This window comes from Alishewanella agri BL06, assembly GCF_000272005.1.
GTDB classification, from domain to species: Bacteria; Pseudomonadota; Gammaproteobacteria; order Enterobacterales; family Alteromonadaceae; genus Alishewanella; species Alishewanella agri.
The window spans coordinates 291,776-309,044 of the sequence record NZ_AKKU01000011.1; the positions used below are offsets into that span (position 1 = coordinate 291,776).

At 52.0% G+C, this 17,269-nt stretch carries 14 protein-coding genes, 4 tRNA genes and 1 other RNA gene; 9 read left to right on the plus strand and 10 right to left on the minus strand.

Annotated features, from left to right (window positions below):
- Nucleotides 1-45 precede the first annotated feature (45 nt).
- From gcvT to AGRI_RS05875, 5 genes are all read right to left on the minus strand, one after another.
- Entirely contained in the window at nt 46-1,125 is a 1,080-nt protein-coding gene (gene gcvT, locus AGRI_RS05855; RefSeq protein WP_008984073.1) for a glycine cleavage system aminomethyltransferase GcvT, read from the minus strand.
- A gap of 231 nt (nt 1,126-1,356) precedes the next feature.
- The gene (locus AGRI_RS05860; protein ID WP_008984074.1) at nt 1,357-2,556 is read right to left on the minus strand and encodes an FAD-dependent oxidoreductase; all 1,200 of its coding nucleotides are present in this window, start codon (nt 2,554-2,556) and stop codon (nt 1,357-1,359) included.
- Entirely contained in the window at nt 2,543-3,751 is a 1,209-nt protein-coding gene (gene ubiH, locus AGRI_RS05865; RefSeq protein WP_008984075.1) for a 2-octaprenyl-6-methoxyphenyl hydroxylase, read from the minus strand. Before ubiH ends, AGRI_RS05860 begins: the two co-directional genes overlap by 14 nt.
- Before the next feature lie 57 nt (nt 3,752-3,808).
- The gene (gene pepP, locus AGRI_RS05870; protein WP_008984076.1) at nt 3,809-5,116 is read right to left on the minus strand and encodes a Xaa-Pro aminopeptidase; all 1,308 of its coding nucleotides are present in this window, start codon (nt 5,114-5,116) and stop codon (nt 3,809-3,811) included.
- Nucleotides 5,117-5,124: 8 nt separating this feature from the next.
- A complete protein-coding gene (locus AGRI_RS05875) occupies nt 5,125-5,706 on the minus strand; it encodes a UPF0149 family protein (RefSeq protein ID WP_008984077.1) in 582 nt (193 codons plus the stop codon).
- Nucleotides 5,707-5,847: 141 nt separating this feature from the next.
- On the opposite strand from AGRI_RS05875, the gene ssrS reads away from it, so the two are divergent.
- The 4 genes from ssrS (at nt 5,848) to serA (ending at nt 8,760) form a co-directional block, all read left to right on the plus strand.
- Nucleotides 5,848-6,031, plus strand: a non-coding RNA gene (ssrS, locus tag AGRI_RS16345) — 6S RNA.
- Between the two features lie 38 nt (nt 6,032-6,069).
- On the plus strand, nt 6,070-6,648 hold the full coding sequence (locus AGRI_RS05880) for a 5-formyltetrahydrofolate cyclo-ligase (protein ID WP_008984078.1): 579 nt from the start codon (nt 6,070-6,072) through the stop codon (nt 6,646-6,648).
- 123 nt (nt 6,649-6,771) lie between these two features.
- On the plus strand, nt 6,772-7,428 hold the full coding sequence (rpiA, locus tag AGRI_RS05885; protein WP_008984079.1) for a ribose-5-phosphate isomerase RpiA: 657 nt from the start codon (nt 6,772-6,774) through the stop codon (nt 7,426-7,428).
- Nucleotides 7,429-7,533: 105 nt separating this feature from the next.
- Entirely contained in the window at nt 7,534-8,760 is a 1,227-nt protein-coding gene (gene serA, locus AGRI_RS05890; protein WP_008984080.1) for a phosphoglycerate dehydrogenase, read from the plus strand.
- A 63-nt stretch (nt 8,761-8,823) separates the two neighbouring features.
- Here serA and AGRI_RS05895 read toward each other — a convergent pair whose 3' ends face one another.
- Nucleotides 8,824-9,612, minus strand: a complete 789-nt coding sequence (locus tag AGRI_RS05895) for a DUF481 domain-containing protein (protein WP_040291580.1) — start codon at nt 9,610-9,612, stop codon at nt 8,824-8,826.
- 83 nt (nt 9,613-9,695) lie between these two features.
- Complete coding sequence (gltX, locus tag AGRI_RS05900) at nt 9,696-11,108, minus strand: glutamate--tRNA ligase (RefSeq protein WP_008984082.1); 1,413 nt, start codon at nt 11,106-11,108, stop codon at nt 9,696-9,698.
- Between the two features lie 197 nt (nt 11,109-11,305).
- Between gltX and AGRI_RS05905 the strand changes: the two genes are divergently transcribed.
- From AGRI_RS05905 to AGRI_RS05925, 5 genes are all read left to right on the plus strand, one after another.
- Nucleotides 11,306-11,381, plus strand: a tRNA-Val gene (locus tag AGRI_RS05905).
- A gap of 36 nt (nt 11,382-11,417) precedes the next feature.
- Nucleotides 11,418-11,493 (plus strand) — tRNA-Val (locus AGRI_RS05910).
- A gap of 106 nt (nt 11,494-11,599) precedes the next feature.
- Nucleotides 11,600-11,675 (plus strand) — tRNA-Val (locus tag AGRI_RS05915).
- Between the two features lie 25 nt (nt 11,676-11,700).
- Nucleotides 11,701-11,784: transfer RNA gene (locus AGRI_RS05920), tRNA-Cys, on the plus strand.
- Between the two features lie 262 nt (nt 11,785-12,046).
- Complete coding sequence (locus AGRI_RS05925; RefSeq protein WP_008984083.1) at nt 12,047-13,675, plus strand: response regulator; 1,629 nt, start codon at nt 12,047-12,049, stop codon at nt 13,673-13,675.
- 66 nt (nt 13,676-13,741) lie between these two features.
- Here AGRI_RS05925 and AGRI_RS05930 read toward each other — a convergent pair whose 3' ends face one another.
- From AGRI_RS05930 to zipA, 3 genes are all read right to left on the minus strand, one after another.
- On the minus strand, nt 13,742-14,209 hold the full coding sequence (locus AGRI_RS05930; protein WP_008984084.1) for a DUF2919 family protein: 468 nt from the start codon (nt 14,207-14,209) through the stop codon (nt 13,742-13,744).
- Nucleotides 14,210-14,287: 78 nt separating this feature from the next.
- Nucleotides 14,288-16,324: an NAD-dependent DNA ligase LigA gene (gene ligA / locus AGRI_RS05935; protein WP_420169863.1), complete on the minus strand. Its 2,037-nt coding sequence runs from the start codon at nt 16,322-16,324 to the stop codon at nt 14,288-14,290.
- Between the two features lie 55 nt (nt 16,325-16,379).
- Nucleotides 16,380-17,267: a cell division protein ZipA gene (gene zipA, locus AGRI_RS05940; protein WP_008984086.1), complete on the minus strand. Its 888-nt coding sequence runs from the start codon at nt 17,265-17,267 to the stop codon at nt 16,380-16,382.
- Between the last annotated feature and the right edge of the window lie 2 nt (nt 17,268-17,269).

The window sequence follows — 17,269 nt, forward strand, 5'->3', positions numbered from 1 at the left end:
GCAGGCCGGCATCGTTATTGTATTATTCTTGGCCAGCTATAAAGCTTAGACCAGTTTTTTACCCATGCGCACAAAGGCCGGTTTTACTACTTTTACCGGTACCAGTTTACCGCGAATATCCACTTCTGCGGTATCGCCGGTCGCGGCAGGTACCCGCGCCATCGCAATACTAAAGCCCAGTGTCGGCGAGAAAGTACCAGAGGTAATTTCACCTTCACCGGCGGCAGTAATCACTTTCTGACCATGGCGCAATACCCCTTTTTGCTCCATCACCAAACCCACCAGCTTAGCGGTGCCGGCGGCTTTGGCCTGCTCCAGCGCGGTGCGGCCGATAAAGTTACGATCGCCAGGCTCCCAGGCAATGGTCCAGCCCATATTGGCGGCCAGTGGTGATACCGTTTCGTCCATATCCTGACCGTACAGGTTCATACCGGCTTCTAAGCGCAGGGTGTCGCGGGCGCCTAAACCACTGGGTTTTACGCCGGCAGTTACCAGCTGTTGCCAGAAGTCTGCCGCCTGCTCGTTTGGCAGCGCAATTTCGTAACCGTCTTCACCGGTATAACCGGTGGTAGCGATAAACAAGTTACCCGCCTGCACGCCAAAAAATGGCTTCATGCCGGCGACGGCCGCTTGCTGCTCCGCCGTTAATAAGGTTGCCACCTTGGCTTTGGCATTCGGGCCCTGCACGGCAATCATCGCAAATTCCGGACGCTCGGTTACCGTAACATTAAAGGCTTTGGCTTCAGCGTTGATATGGGCTAAGTCTTTTTCGCGGGTGGCAGAGTTCACTACTAAGCGGAAGAAATCTTCTTGCAGGAAGTACACAATTAAATCGTCAATGACGCCGCCGGTGCTGTTTAACATGCCGCTGTACAGGGCTTTGCCGGGGGTGGTGAGTTTGGCAACGTCGTTGGCTAATAAATAACGCAGGAAGTTACGGGTATTGGCACCGGTTAAATCAACAATGGTCATATGCGACACATCAAACATGCCGGCATCCTGACGGACGGCGTGGTGTTCTTCAATCTGAGAGCCGTAGTTAATTGGCATTTCCCAGCCGAAGAAATCGACCATTTTCGCACCTGCAGCCAGATGGCTGGCGTGTAACGCGGTTTTTTGAGCCATTATTTTTTCCTGTTTATTATGCGGGCCGGCAGCTTAATATTGAGCTTGGCAAATAAACCTTTGTTATCAGCCTATTACGCAATATTGCTACCAGTCTGACTAAAAAATACTGCTCGATTATACCCGATCAACCCGCCAGCAAACAGCCCAATTTGGATTACTTTTTGTAATGCGACAACCGGGGTTACCAAAAAAGCTAAGGCAAATTTATGACAGCAATAATTGCTACAGCTATGGTTTGGCTAAAGCCGGTAAATCACCGCTATTACCCAGCGCCTGTGCCATCAGCTGCTGTTTAACAAAAGGCAGTTTATCGGCCAGCAGCAAACCAGCGCCGCGCAAAAATTTTAATGCCGGCTGCTCATTACTAAAACCACGTTTGAAAACTTCCATCGCCGCGATCATGCTTTGCGCTTCGGCCTTACGCCAGCGCTGATACGCCTGTAACACGCGGGGGGCAAATAGCGGCTTGCCCGCCTGCTGTTGTTTGCCTAACAATTCGGCCAAGGCAGTCACATCCATTAAACCCAGGTTCATGCCCTGCCCGGCCAACGGATGAATACTATGTGCTGCATCGGCCACCAGCACCACACGGCCACGCACCCAGTCACTGGCATAACGCATCCGTAGCGGATGCACACTGCGCGCTGTTGCCAGCGTTAAACAACCCAAGACACTCTGGCTGGCAGCGGTTAGGGCGCGCGCAAAGGCAGCATCATCCAACGCCATCAGTTCGCTGGCACGGCTCGTTTCGGCACTCCAGACAATAGAGCAATGCTTAGGATCCGGTAGCGGCAGTAGCGCCAGTGGTCCGGTCGGTAAAAATACCTGCCGTGCCGTCGCCTGATGTGGCTCGTCGCAGTGGATCACCGCCACTATCGCATCCTGCTGGTAGTCCCAGTGTGTCAGGGGTAACTGTAGTTGTTGCCGTACATATGAATTCACGCCATCGGCGCCAACCAGTAATTCGCTGAGTAAGATCTCACCGCTGCTCAGTTGCAGCAGCACCTCACGTTCCGATTGCACTAACTGCTGAATTTGGGCAGCGAAATAACAGCGGATCGCCGGCTGTTGCTGTACTTTTTGATACAGCTGCTGGCGAATCGCTTCGTTATCGCAGATCCAGCCTAGATCTGCCGGCTGTGGTGGCTCGGCGGCAAAATGAATGCGGCCAAAGCTGTCGGCATCCCACACCTGCATTTGCTGATAAGCAGCGGCCTGCGCGGCTATGCCATCCCACACACCTAAATGGGCCAGCACCCGTTGTGAAGCCGGATTAAGGGCGCTTACCCGCAGATAAGCAGGGTTTGCCGGCAGTGGCTCGGCGCCCTTTTCCACCAGCGCCACCTTTAGGCCTTGCTCTGCCAATAACAGCGCCAGGGTCAAGCCAGCACTACCGGCGCCAACAATGGTGACATCAAGATTTTGCATAAAGAGTTCCATAACCCATAGTTTGCCGCGCGAGTGGCGTCTTAAGCGGATCGCACAGCAGCATCGCCGTCAGGCCAAGATTACGCGCCAGCGCCACCAGGCGTGAACGGTTAGAAAAGGTGCGCACTAAGGCGTCGGTCAGCCAAATCACCTGCTGCATATCGGCCTGGCGTTGCTGTTGATAGGCACGCAGCAGCGCATAGCCACCGGCATCGGCTAAACCTTGCTCTGACAGCAGTTGGCTTAAACAGGCAATATCTCGCAGTGCCAGATTAAAGCCCTGGCCGGCAATAGGGTGCAGGTTATGTAAGCTGTTACCTAACAGTGCGGTGCGGTGATTCACCACCTGTTGGCTTTGCTTTAACACCAGCGGGTAAGCGGCACGGCTGCCCACCGCCGTAAAGACGCCGGCCCGATAACCAAATGCCTGTTGAATTTGCGCTAAAAATTCGCTGTCACTGAGTGCCAGTAATAGCGGCACCTGCTCCGGCGGTACCGTCCAGACCAGCGAATAGCGGTTTTGGGTCAGCGGTAATAAAGCAATAGGGCCATGCTCGGTAAAGCGCTCGAACGCCTTGTACTGATGCGCACTGCTGAGCGCCAGATTGGCGATAATGGCCGATTGCGGATAAGGCTGCTCCGTTAAACTAAAACCGGCCAGCTGCCGGGTATTGGAAGCACCGCCTTCGGCGATCACCAGTAAGCGGGTACTCACACTCTCGCCGTCATCTAAGGTTAGCTGTTGCCAAGCTTGCTGTTTGTCGATGGCGGCGATGCTGCGCGGCTGTAGCCGGCTTAAATTCGGATGTTCCGCTAACGCCTGATACAGCGCGGCACCAATATGCTCCACTTCGATCACCTGCCCCAGGGCGGGCAAACGGTATTCGTCGGCACTAAGCCAGGTTTTGCCAAAATGGCCACGATCGGACACCGCTATGGTTTTGATTGGGCAGGCCTGCTGGGCCAGTTGTGGCCAGAGTTGCCAGCGTTGTAATAATTCGACACTGGCCGCCGCCAGCGCAATACTACGGCTGTCAAAACTGGCTTTGGATACCGGCGTTTCAGCCTGCTCGATAATGGCAACCTTTAATGCCGGCGCCTGGCGTAATAATGCCATCGCCAGCATCGAGCCGGCCATGCCACCGCCGGCAATCACCAGATCAAAATCGACTGTGGTAGTGCTTGTTGCTTGCACGGCTTACCTTATTTGTTGTGTATTTGTGCTGTTACTGGTTACTGTCAGAGCGTCAGGCTAACGATTGGCCATCAGGGCTTCTACTTCCGCCAGGGTTTTGACACAGCCAGCAGTCAGGTTGTCATAGCCGTCCGCGGTCACCAGAATATTATCTTCGATCCGGATTGCCAGGCCCCACCATTTTTCGGCCGCCTCGCTACCCGGTGCGATATACAGGCCGGGTTCAATCGTCAGCACCATGCCGGGTTGAAACGGCCGATCGTCACCAGCGACCTTATAGGCGCCGACATCATGTACGTCCAGCCCCAGCCAATGGCCTATACCATGCATAAAATACTGCTTACAGGCTTTACTGGTTATGAGCTCGGTCAAATCGCCGTGCAAAATACCTAATTCCAGCAACCCTTTGGTCAGCACCTGCTCGGCAATGGTATTTAACTGTGCAAAGGTGCAACCGGGTTTAACTGCAGCAATACAGCAAAGCTGGGCGTCTAATACCAGCTGATACAGCGCCGCCTGCTCCGGGGTAAAACGGCCATTTACCGGGAAGGTGCGGCTAATATCAGCGGCATAGCCCTGTAACTCACAGCCGGCATCAATTAATACCAGCTCACCGTCAGTCAGCTGGCTGCTATTTTCGGTGTAATGCAAAATACAGCCGTTGTCGCCACTGCCGACTATGCTGTTATAGGCAGCGAAACGGGCACCATGCAGCGCAAATTCATGCAGGATCTCGGCTTCTAACTGATATTCCCAGCCACCGGCATGGCAAAAGCGCATGGCGCGATGATGAGCCTGAGTACTGATTTGGCCGGCGCGACGCATTATCGCAATTTCATCGGCACTTTTTATCAGCCGTTGTTCGCTGCTATAAGGCCTAAGGTCCATCAGCGCCACCGGCGCCTGCTCACCGCGTTTTTCACGCTGTATGAGCCCCTGCATAATGGTCAGCACTTCCTGCTGTAATGCCGGTTCATCACCTAAATTCAGATACACCGCCTGCATACCATTTAATGCCTGCTGCAAGCTGGCGCTACGTTCACTCAGACTGATGGCATTTAAGCCCAGGGTAGTCAGCGCCGCAGCTGGCCCCAGCCGCCGGCCCTGCCACATTTCGGCAAAGGGATCTTTGTCGCGACAGAGCAACAAGCTGCGACACTCGCCCGCAGTGATTTTAGTTAAAATCAGTAAGGCATCAGGCTCGTTAAAGCCGGTGTAATACCAAAAGTCACTGTGCTGGCGAAACGGATATTCGGTATCGCGGCTGCGGGTTTGCTCGGCGGCTGCACTCAGTAATACCACAGAGCGCTCTGGCAGTTGCGCCAGCAGTTGCTGACGCCGCTGCTGATAGACTTCGATTTGCATAGCAGACCTTAATGTAAGGTTTTATTTAACGGGCCCTTTACCGCCGGCCGCTGCCCGACTTCGTTATAGCAGCTAAACACCATCAGCCGGATATGTTCCAGTACCAGGAAATAGGCTTCTTCGTTTTCTTCGGCGCTGGCATCGTCTTGCGTACTAAGGTCAACCTTAGTCACTTCGCTAAGCTGATTCACGGCTTCGCGCACTTCTTCGCTTAATAACGATAAATCGGTTTGTTGTACCGAAAATCCGACTAAAAATGCTTGCGCCCACTCCACCATCGCTTCCAGCCGCTCGATCAGTGCATCATCGTCATGCGGCAGCAACAACGCGAAATCATAGTCGGCAGCACTCAGGCTTTGTGAGGTATTGCTGATCAGCTGCTGCACGTCGGTTCTTAGCGCCTGAGGCAAGGCCTGACCGTCATTTAAAAAGTCGTGCAGCACCGGCAAAAACTCGCTGGCATCGGCTGGCATACCGCCGCACAGCAGGCCACTGATTAAACCATGCAATTCTGCGGCAGAAGCCATCACATAGGCTGCATCCAGGGCTGCGCTCCAGCGTTCATAGCTTTGTACCAGTGATAATGGCATAAAGTGCCCCTTTATTAACTAAACCTGGCTATGCTACCACTGCGCAACAGCTACGCCAACCTGTGCCTAAACAAGCAGCAGTTGGCCGCTTTTTGCCGGGCTTTGTTTCTCATCACGATTAAAGCGGTGTTATACTGAGGGCGTTCTCTGGGTTGTTCGTGTTTTGTCGATGTCCCTGAGCCGATAATTGTTTTGTTAAGGGATGTTTCTGCGTCGCTTTTGTGCAGGCCCGGCTAGTACCGGGAAGCCTACGGTGGCCATTGGCGTTCCGCCTTGAACCTTGGGTTCAAGGGCTGATACAGGGCACGGCAACTTCGGAGAACACTTCTGCACTTTCTTCTTCCTGACAGCAAGGATTTTGCATTGCTAAATCGGGCACAACTGCGAATTGAAATCCGTAACCGGCGGCAACAGCTAAGCGCTCAGGCGCAGCAGGACGCAGCTATCGGATTAGTGCGGCAACTGCTCCCCTGTGCTGAGGTATTAGCGGCGCAACATATCGCGCTCTATCTGAGTAATGACAGCGAGATTGATACCACGGCGCTAATCCAGGCCTTATGGCAGGCCGGCAAAACCCTCTACCTACCTATTTTGCATCCGTTTTGTGCCGGCTATCTGATATTTCAGCACTATCAGCCGACTACGCCATTAGTACCCAATCGCTTTGGTATTCCGGAGCCGAAACTAAACTGCGCTGAATTACTGCCGGTGCAGCAACTGGATCTGATTTTTACCCCTTTAGTCGCGTTCGATAGCCTCGGGCAACGCCTTGGCATGGGCGGCGGTTTTTATGACCGAACCCTGTCGCAATTAGCCGCCAATCATCGTTGCCGGCTAATCGGTTTGGCGCATGATTGCCAACAAGTGCCACAGTTACCCGTCGAGCCCTGGGATCAACCGCTGCATGCGGTAGCGACCGGCAGCCGGCTGCTGCGCTTTTAGTCACGACTTTTTATTAATCGCGGCTTTTCACGGCGAATTATCCGCGCTAACTAACACTGTCTTTTTTTCTGGCAGCCGATATACTATCCATCTTTATGGCTAAACGCATAAAGCGAACCCTCCATGACGCAAGATGAAATGAAACGCAACGCGGCCCGCGCCGCCGTGGCCTATATCGAGCCACAGACCATTGTCGGTGTCGGCACCGGCTCGACCGTAAACCACTTTATTGACGCCCTGGCCGAGATCAAAGATCAAATCGCCGGTGCCGTCTCCAGCTCTGAACAATCTACCGCCCGCTTAAAGGCACTGGGCATTCCGGTACTGGATTTAAACAGCATCAGCGGCTTTGGCGTCTATGTTGATGGCGCCGACGAAATTAACGCCGCTAAACAAATGATTAAAGGCGGTGGTGCCGCCCTGACCCGCGAAAAAATTGTCGCCGCTGTCGCCAAAACCTTTATCTGTATTGTCGATAGCACCAAGCAGGTTGAGGTATTGGGCAAGTTCCCGCTACCGGTTGAAGTGATCCCGATGGCCAGCAGCTATGTCAGCCGCGAACTGGCAAAACTGGGTGGTAAACCGGTAGTACGCGAAGGCGTGGTCACCGATAACGGTAATCTGATTATTGATGTTCACGGTTTACGTATCAGCGAGCCGTTAGCGCTGGAGCAGCAGATTAATAATATCGTTGGTGTTGTTACCAATGGCATCTTTGCCGCTCGCGCCGCCGATCTGGTCTTGGTGGGTAGCGCTGAGGGTACTCAGGTACTGCGCTAAGACTAAGCAAAGCTTTTGATAGAACTGTTTTTATAACAATAGCCCCGCTTAAGGGGCAGTGAAGACAACCGGGCAGCATTTATATTAAGCACAAGAGAAGTGACCATGGAAAAATTTTCGCTGGCAAAAGACAAAATTAAGATCCTGCTGCTGGAAGGCCTGCACCAGAGTGCCGTACAAACCTTTAAAGATCACGGCTACAGCAATATCGAGTATCTGAAAACCTCGCTGCCGGAAGACGAGTTGATTGAGCGGATTAAAGATGCCCACTTTATCGGCATTCGCTCGCGCACCCAGCTTACCGATAAGGTGTTAGAAGCGGCATCTAAGCTGGTGGCGATCGGCTGCTTCTGTATCGGTACCAATCAGGTGGATCTGGACGCAGCCTTAAGACGCGCCATCCCGGTGTTTAATGCGCCATTCTCCAACACTCGTTCGGTAGCCGAGCTGGTGTTGGGCCAAATTATTATGTTACTGCGTGGTATTCCACAGCGTAATGCGGCGGCGCATCGCGGCGAATGGTTAAAAACTGCCGACCAATCCTTTGAAGCTCGCGGTAAAACCCTTGGTATTATTGGCTACGGTCATATCGGTACTCAACTTAGCATTATGGCCGAGCAACTCGGGATGCGCGTGCAATTTTACGATATCGAAAGCAAGTTAGTGTTAGGTAATGCCACTCAGGTTGACTTAGCTACCGTGCTAAAAACGTCAGATGTGATTAGCTTACATGTGCCGGAAACCCCGCAAACCCAAAATATGATTGGCGAAGCCGAATTTTCATTAATGAAACACGGCGCCATCTTAATTAACGCTTCTCGAGGCACTGTAGTAGATATCGCTGCATTAACAGCAACGCTTGAAAGTAAGAAACTTGCAGGTGCCGCTATTGACGTATTCCCGGTAGAGCCAAAAGGTAATAACGAAGAATTTATCTCGCCACTACGCCAGTTTGATAACGTGATCCTAACCCCGCATATCGGTGGCTCAACTCAGGAAGCGCAGGAGAATATCGGCTTTGAAGTCGCCGGTAAGCTGGTGAAATACAGTGATAACGGCTCGACTCTGTCGGCGGTGAATTTCCCGGAAGTGTCGCTGCCAGAGCATAAAGGCCGCTCACGCCTGCTGCATATCCATAAAAACCAACCGGGTATGCTGACCAAGATCAACGAAGCCTTTGCCCGGCATAATATCAATATCTCCGGCCAGTATCTGCAAACGGTGCAGGACATTGGTTATGTGGTGATTGATATTGACTCGGCCGATCACGAGCTGGCACTGAATGAGCTAAAAGCTATTCCCGGTACCTTAAGAGCGCGGGTGCTGCATTAAACGCAGTATCTCAAAATGACGAGGGCAGCGATAAGCTGCCCTTTTTATAGGTTATCGCTAGTATCAGAATGAATAGACTAATGAGGCTGACGTTTCAGTATCAGTCGTTTGCAGGTTACCTTCCGGACGAGAGTTATGATTCACCGAAAAACTTACCCGCATCGCTAAGCGACCATTAATTTGTGACGTTAATGAGCTGCGACTGGTAAACATCGAGTTTTCACCATCCAGCGACACATTACCTTCAAAGGTTTGCCGGAACCGGCTGCCTTTATAGATTTCCTGCTCAAAGTTTGCCGCTAAAAACCAGATAAAACCCATAGTCGTATTGCGGCTGGCACCTTCACGATACGCAAAACCCGGACCGGTCTCTAAATCCAGGTAATTAGATTGCTTTTCATAAACCCGGTTAGCATAACCAGTAGCCAGCGAGCCGACCTGCCGGAATGAACCGAACATATCGTACGCATAGGCACCGCGACCAAAGAACGAGGTGGTGCCGGTCAGAAACTTATAGTTGCTCTGGGCTGACAAAGCATAACGCTTTACGGTCGGTTCGCTGCGTACCTCACCGGTGGCGGTATCGGTAAACTGATTTTTCTGTACCCGGCCCTGAATATTATAGCGGTTACGGAAAAAATCATTTTCGTGCACCATTTCGGTATTGACCCGCCAGCCGCGGGCGTCGGTATTACCGTCGATAAACAGAAATCCAAGCTCAATATCGCCGGTAATAGTCCCTAAAACTCCGAGATCTCGCAGTTCGGGTACCAGCGGTTCAGCCTCTTCGGGCTCTTCATTGGCAACGGCATTAAATGCCAGTAACCCCAGTAAAAAAATTAAGACAGGCATGTTCAGATCTGAATAGTTAGAATTAATAATACTGCCGCCTGCAACAACGCCAGGGCCACCTGGCGTTGACAACCTTAAGTTGCTCAGGCCGACGCAGTGTGTTGCCGGATATAAGCCAGCGCCATTTCAATCCGTGCCAGACAACGGGCTTTACCAATCAGGGTTAGCGTAATATCCAGCGCTGGCGAATTACCGCCACCCGTTACAGCTACCCGTAATGGCATCCCGACTTTGCCCATACCGAGGTTTAGTTCAGTCGCTGTATCTTTGATTTGCGACTGGATCTGCTCAGCAGACCAATCCGACAAACTGGTTAATTTGGCCAGTAATAGCGCCAAAGGTTCAGCCGCCGCTGCAGTTAAATGTTTAGCTGCCGCACTGGTTTCAAATTCGCTAAAGTCTTCATAGAAATAACGGCTGACTTCCACCATTTCTTTTAAGGTTTTTACCCGCTCGGCTTGTACCTGCACCAGCTGCGCCAGACTTGGCCCGGTGCTGATATCCAGTTTTTGCTCAGCAACATGCCAGGCTAAATGACTGGCAACGTCCTGTGCCGGCAGGGTTTTCATATAGTGTTGATTTAACCAGATCAGCTTATCGGTATTAAAGGCCGATGGGGCACGGTTACAAGATGACAGGTCGAACAGCTGTACCAGCTCGTCCAGACTAAAGATTTCCTGGTCACCGTGTGACCAACCCAGACGAACTAAATAGTTGATCAGTGCCTGTGGTAAAAAGCCGTTATCGCGGTACTGCATCACACCAACAGCGCCGTGACGTTTTGATAACCGCTTACCATCGTCGCCAAGAATCATCGGCACGTGGGCATACTTAGGAATATCGGCACCCAAGGCCGCCAGAATATTCATCTGCCGTGGGGTGTTATTAACGTGGTCATCACCACGGATCACATGGGTAATGCCCATTTTCCAGTCATCAACCACCACCGTCAGGTTATAGGTTGGGGTGCCGTCACTGCGGGCAATTACCAGATCATCCAGCTCAGCATTGGCGATTTCGATGCGGCCTTTAATCATATCGTCAATCACAACCACGCCATCCAGCGGGTTTTTAAAGCGAATGACATAAGGCTTATCGGCCGGATGATCAGTGCGATCGCGCCACATACCGTTGTACTTTGGTTTTTCACCGGCAGCCATTTGTGCTTCGCGCATCGCATCCAGTTCTTCCACCGTGCAGAAGCACTTATAGGCTTTGCCTTCTGCCAACAGCTGCGCCACCACTTCTTTATACAGGTCAAAGCGTTTGGTTTGATAGTACGGGCCCTCGTCGTGATCCAGTCCCAGCCACTGCATACCTTCTAAAATCGCATCTACCGATTCCTGGGTTGAGCGTTCCAGATCGGTATCTTCGATGCGCAGGATAAATTTACCGCCATTTTTTCTGGCAAACAGCCAGCTGTATAAAGCAGTACGGGCACCACCAACGTGCAAATAGCCAGTTGGGCTGGGAGCAAAACGGGTCACTAACGACATAATCTTTCCATTTCTGACGGGCAAATAACTAAGGGGCGGTATTGTAGCAATCCGCGCCGGCAGATGCACCCGAGGCGTAGCGGCAAAAGCTGGTTTTTTTCACTCTACTGTTTACTTTTGCGGCATACAGCGTACTTTGCCCGAAAATAAAGTTGACAGCTAAATCACGCTCCCTATAATGTGCGCCATCGCAGCGTGGATTGTTAGCTCAGCTGGGAGAGCACCGCCCTTACAAGGCGGGGGTCACTGGTTCGAACCCAGTACAATCCACCAATTTTTTAATTTAATTATGATTTGCGATACTCCCATGGATTGTTAGCTCAGCTGGGAGAGCACCGCCCTTACAAGGCGGGGGTCACTGGTTCGAACCCAGTACAATCCACCAATTTTTTAAAATCGTTGAGAGCACCGCCCGCTCTTTACGAAGAGACGGTTGTCACTGGGTCGAACCCAGTACAATCCACCAATATTCTACACAGCGATACTCCCATGGATTGTTAGCTCAGCTGGGAGAGCACCGCCCTTACAAGGCGGGGGTCACTGGTTCGAACCCAGTACAATCCACCAATATTCTATACAGCGATACTCTAATGGATTTTTAGCTCAGCTGGGAGAGCACCGCCCGCTTTTTACAAAAATACGGTTGCCACTGGTTCGAACCCAGTACAATCCACCAAATTCTGCACAGCAATATCTCCTTCGATTGTTATCTCAGCTGGGAAAGCACCACCCGCTTTTTACAAAAATACGGTTGCCACTGGTTCGAACCCAGTACAATCCACCAATTCTACACAGCAATATCTCCTTCGATTGTTAGCTCAGCTGGGAAAGCACCGCCCGCGCACCACTCAAAATCGCATTTATTGATCTCGCCCCGTTAACTCAAGCCAAAAAATTGCTATAGTAACTAAAGTACTTTCTCTCAGGCACCGCCAGTAATGGAACATGTACCCAAGCGGGACGAACGCATTCTAATCATTGATGAGCAACAGCTGTCGCAAAGTTATTTGCGTTACACGCTGGAGCAACTCGGTTATCAGAACATTACCATTGCCGACCGCGCCCAACTGGCGCTTAATCTTTGCCGTAACAACCTGTTTGATCTGATTATTTGCTCCTTCAACCAGGCTGAAGGCAAGGACGGTTTTCAACTGTTTGCTGAGTTGAAGTTTAGTGGGTTGCAAAAGCATGCTACGGCACTAATTTTTATCAGCGCGGAAACCGATCCGACCCTGGTGCATAGCGTGATTGAGTTACAGCCAGATGAATTTCTGGCCAAACCCTTCGCGATTAAAGATCTGCAGCTGCGGATTGAGCGCGTGCTTAAACGCAAACAACAACTGCGGCCTTTATATCAGTTATTAGATAACCAGCAATATCCGTCAGCGTTGCGCCATATTGATGAACAGCTGTCAGATGCCAGCCAGCACAAGTGGTTTCCACTGCTCCTTAAGCTCAAAGGCGATATCTTACTTGCACAGCAAGACTATGAGGATGCCGAACATTTCTTTTTAGCCATGCTCAGCATCCAACCCTTTAGCTGGGCACGCATGGGGCTGGTTAGATGCTATGTGCAGCAAGGCCGGGAACAGCAAGCTTTTAATGAGTTAGAGCCCTTGTTATTGCGAACGGAAAGTCGTCTGTTTGCGCTGGATTTACTGTCGGAGCTCGAATTTAAACAGCAGCGCTATCAGCAAGCTCAGCAGCATTTAATTGATGCCGCAGAGCTGGCACCGCGTAATTTGCTGCGCCAGCAAAAGCTACTGCAGCTATCACGTTTAAATCATGACTATGAAACTCAGTATCGTGCTGCCAAAGATATGGTGAAATATGCCCGTTACTCGATGTTTGAACAGCCGGACTTATATCTGAACCTGGCACGTGCCAGTATTGATTATGCGCTGGCCAGCGAAGACGAAGAGCAACAAAGCCGCTTAAACCGGCAGGTGACCCTCAGTTTACAGGCGCTGCAAAAGCAATTCGGTAAACAGGATCTCAGCGAACAGCAACTGATCTTACAAGCCCGTTTATTGTATCTGCAGGACCATAAAGACAAAGCCAAAGCACTGCTGCGGGATCTGAAAAACGACCAACCGATTAGCTCTCTGGAAGATGCGCTGGATAAAGCAAAAGCCTTGCATGAACTCGGCTTAGCAGATGCCGCCGAGCAACTGTTTCAGCAAATTAGTGACTATTGTAAACAGCAGCAGGCTGATCCGGTGCTGACCGCTTATCTGCAGCAGGAACGAGCCGAACGGGTACAAATGAAGCAAGGACCGCGTGAGCTCAATAACAGTGCAGTGCAACTGTATCAGCGTGGCCACTGGGAACAAGCCTTCGAAGCCTTTAACCTGGCACATAAAGTGATGCCGAAAAATGCCGGTATCGCCTTAAACCTGCTGCAAACGCTGTTAACCAGCCCCCGGCCTTTGTGTGGGGTACAAGAGAAATTGCAACTGCAGCAGCAATGTGAACAGGTTATTGCAGCCGCCAGCCTGAAACCGGAACAGCAACGTCGTTATGAGCAGCTAAAAAGCAAGCAACAGCCGTTACAAATGAACGGCTGAGGCTATTGTTGTAAGCCAGTCCTGCAATAAGTTTCTGGCCAACACGCTTTCACTTGCAAAGGCACTTTACTTCACCACCGGCTCTGGCCACTCGCTAAAAATCTGGGGCAAGGTTTTCGAGCGGATTAACCAGAATACCCCCAGCCCCAAACCGATCACCGAAACCAATCGCCAGGGCGCATCCAGAATCACATCGGCGGGCAGCTCATAGAGGCTGTAAGCCAAATCGGCCATGCAGCTAACCAAGAGTAACCAACGGCTAACACGCCAGATCGGACGCCAGGCGGCGCTGCGTTTATCGCTGCGTTGACTCAGTGCCACCACCACCAGCAATACCGGCAAGGCGATGATACAGGCGATCAAAAAGTCTTGCTGTTGCGGATAGAACAGTTTTAGTAAGTCTTTTTGTTGCGGCGGTAAGGTCAGTACCATCACCCAGCTTAAATAGGGCCGTAACAACAATACTAATAACCAATAGAAACGCTGCGGTATCGGTATCAGGCCGTATTTGTCCAGCAGAGGCCAGTCTTTCATGCTTGCCGCTTATTTTTTTTATCGCGCACATAGGGGCGAAACAAGACGCCCCAGTCCAGTAATAAGCTCACTAACCAATCAGGCATCCGGGCTGACTCCATACTGCTTAAACAAATCCAACATCTGTTGCTCATCCCAGACCGGTACCTGTAATTCACTGGCTTTCGCCAGCTTCGAACCGGCATTTTCACCGGCAATCACGGCATGGGTTTTCGCTGACACCGAACCGGAGACTTTGGCGCCCAGCCGCTGTAATAACGCCTTGGCTTCGTCACGGCCCATGCTGCTCAAAGTACCGGTTAATACGATAGTCTGGCCGCTTAACGGCTGCTCAGTGACCTGTTGCAGCGCTATCGTTGGCCAATGCAGGCCTTGCGCCAGTAAGGCGCTGACCACCTGTTGGTTATGCGGCTCGCGGAAAAAATGATACAGATGCTCAGCAACGACAGTGCCAACATCGCTAACCGCTAACAGTTGCTCGATACTGGCGGCCATCAGCGCATCCAGGCTGGCAAAATGATTGGCCAGATTCAGCGCCGTCGCCTCGCCCACTTCCCGGATCCCTAAGGCATAAATAAAGCGCGGCAAGGTGGTACTTTTCGCGGCTTTAATGGCATTTAACAGCTTTAATGCCGACTTCTCGCCCATCCGCTCCAGGCCAACTAAAGACGGCATATCCAGCTCAAAGATCGCATCCGGTGTTTTCACCAGTTGCTGCTCTACTAACTGCTCAACCAGCTTATCGCCCAGACCTTCAATATCCAGCGCCTTGCGCGAGACAAAATGTTTTAGCGATTCTTTCAGCTGTGCCGCGCAATATAAACCGCCACTGCAGCGGGCCACCGCCTCACCACTCACCCGCTCCACCGCTGAACCACAGACCGGGCAGGCCTCGGGGAAGATTACCGGCTTCGTCTGTGCCGGGCGCTGCTCGGTAACGACGGCAACAATTTGAGGGATCACATCACCGGCGCGGCGCACTATCACTTTATCGCCAATTTCTACGCCCAGCCGGTTTATTTCGTCCTGATTGTGCAGCGTGGCATTACTGACCATTACGCCGCCGACATTAACCGGCTCCAGCCGTGCGACCGGAGTGATAGCGCCGGTACGACCGACCTGAAAATCCACGTCCAGTAAGGTGGTTAGCATTTCCTGCGCCGGAAATTTAAAGGCAATGGCCCAGCGCGGCGCGCGGGCGACAAAGCCCAGCGCCTGTTGCTGCGCTAGGTTACTGACTTTAATCACCACACCATCAATTTCATAAGACAGTGCCGCGCGTTTGGCCAGGATCTGCTGATAGTAGCTAAGCGCTGCTGCGGTACCTTCAACCAGACGGATCTCCGGGCAAACCGGCAGGCCCCAGTCTTTTAGCTGTTGCAGCCGCTGATAATGGCAGCGGTTATTTAATAGCGCCTTCGGATCATCCAGTTGACCGACCGCATAGGCATAAAACATCAGCGGTCTTTTCGCGGTAACGGCCGGATCCAACTGCCGTAAACTGCCCGCAGCGGCGTTACGCGGGTTGGCAAAGACTTTTTCACCGCGTGCCTTGGCATCATTGTTCAGCCGCTCAAAGCCAGAGAGCGGCATAAAGACTTCGCCGCGCACTTCCAGTACCGGCGGCACCTCGCCGGTTAAACGCAGCGGGATCGCCCGGATGGTGCGGATATTGGCAGTAATATCTTCGCCGGTGCTGCCATCGCCGCGGGTTGCCGCCTGCACTAACACACCCTGTTCGTAACGGATACTGACCGCCAGGCCGTCTAACTTAGGCTCAGCGCAAAAGCTAAAGTCGCCAGCAAAGTCCAGCCGATCCTGCATCCGTTTTACAAAGGCGAGAAAATCGCTGTCATCAAAGGCATTATCCAGCGATAACATCGGTACCTGATGACTAACCTGGGAGAATTTTGCTAAAGGTGCGCCACCGACCCGCTGCGTCGGTGAATCGCTGCTGATCAGACTGGGATGCTGCTGTTCCAGTTGTTGCAGCTCACGGTACAGCCGATCGTATTCGGCATCCGGCACACTGGGGGCGTCTAACACATAGTATTGATAGTTATAGTGTTCCAGCTGCCGGCGCAGCTGAGCGATTTGCTGTTCAGGAGACATCATTTGCAAACTCACAAAAACGGCAGGATAATCCTGCCGTTAGATTAAAGCCTGGCAATCAACCGCGGATCAGTTGTTGCCGCTGAAACTCGCGGATCCGCTCCACATAATGCCGCACGGTTTGCACCGTCAGTACACTGCGCTGACCATCTAACACCTGACCACCGAACTCTTCTGCCAGTTTTTTCGCTGCGTTATTCATCAGGTTAAAGTTTTGCAGCGGCTCGCCCGGTCCGGGTAAGGTCATAAACAAGCTCAAGCCCCGAGTGCTCAGCTCATCCATGCGTTCAATATCAAAGGTGCCGGGGTTAAACATATTCGCCAGACTAAACAGCACCTCACCGGTACCAGCACTGTCCTGATGGCGGTGGAAAATATCCATGTCGCCGTATTTAAAGCCCAGCATGGTCAGTACTGACAACAGTTCCTGCCCACCAATATGTTGCTGCTCAGGCACCAGCACATACAGGATCAGCACTTCTGAAGGTGCTGCATCCGTTTCTTGCGCTGGCTCATCTTCAACAACGTCATCATAACCATAGTCGGCGTCTTCCGGCAGCAGCTCTTCCTGCTCAGGAATACTGTTTTCATCCAATGCCGAGAAATTCAGTACCGGCTCTTTCGGCTCAGCAAACAGGTCAGTTTGCTCGGCTGGTCGTTTTACATCAATGGGCCGGCTGGTAGGTTTGGTCGCCGTTCTGGGCGGCACTAACTTGCTGCGTTGTTCCGTCTGACCTTTACCCGCGCCCTTAACGACCCGCACCTGACCAATACCATACTCATCGAAGCCCTCGCCCGGACTGTCATCTTTCGCATTTTCTTCCGGATGATAGCGATGCTGCACCTTGTTACTGTTTTTGCGCACCGTCCATAAGCCGTGTAAAAACAACGCCCCCAATACCAGGGCACCGATAATAATTAATACCAAACGCAACTCGTCAGCCATTT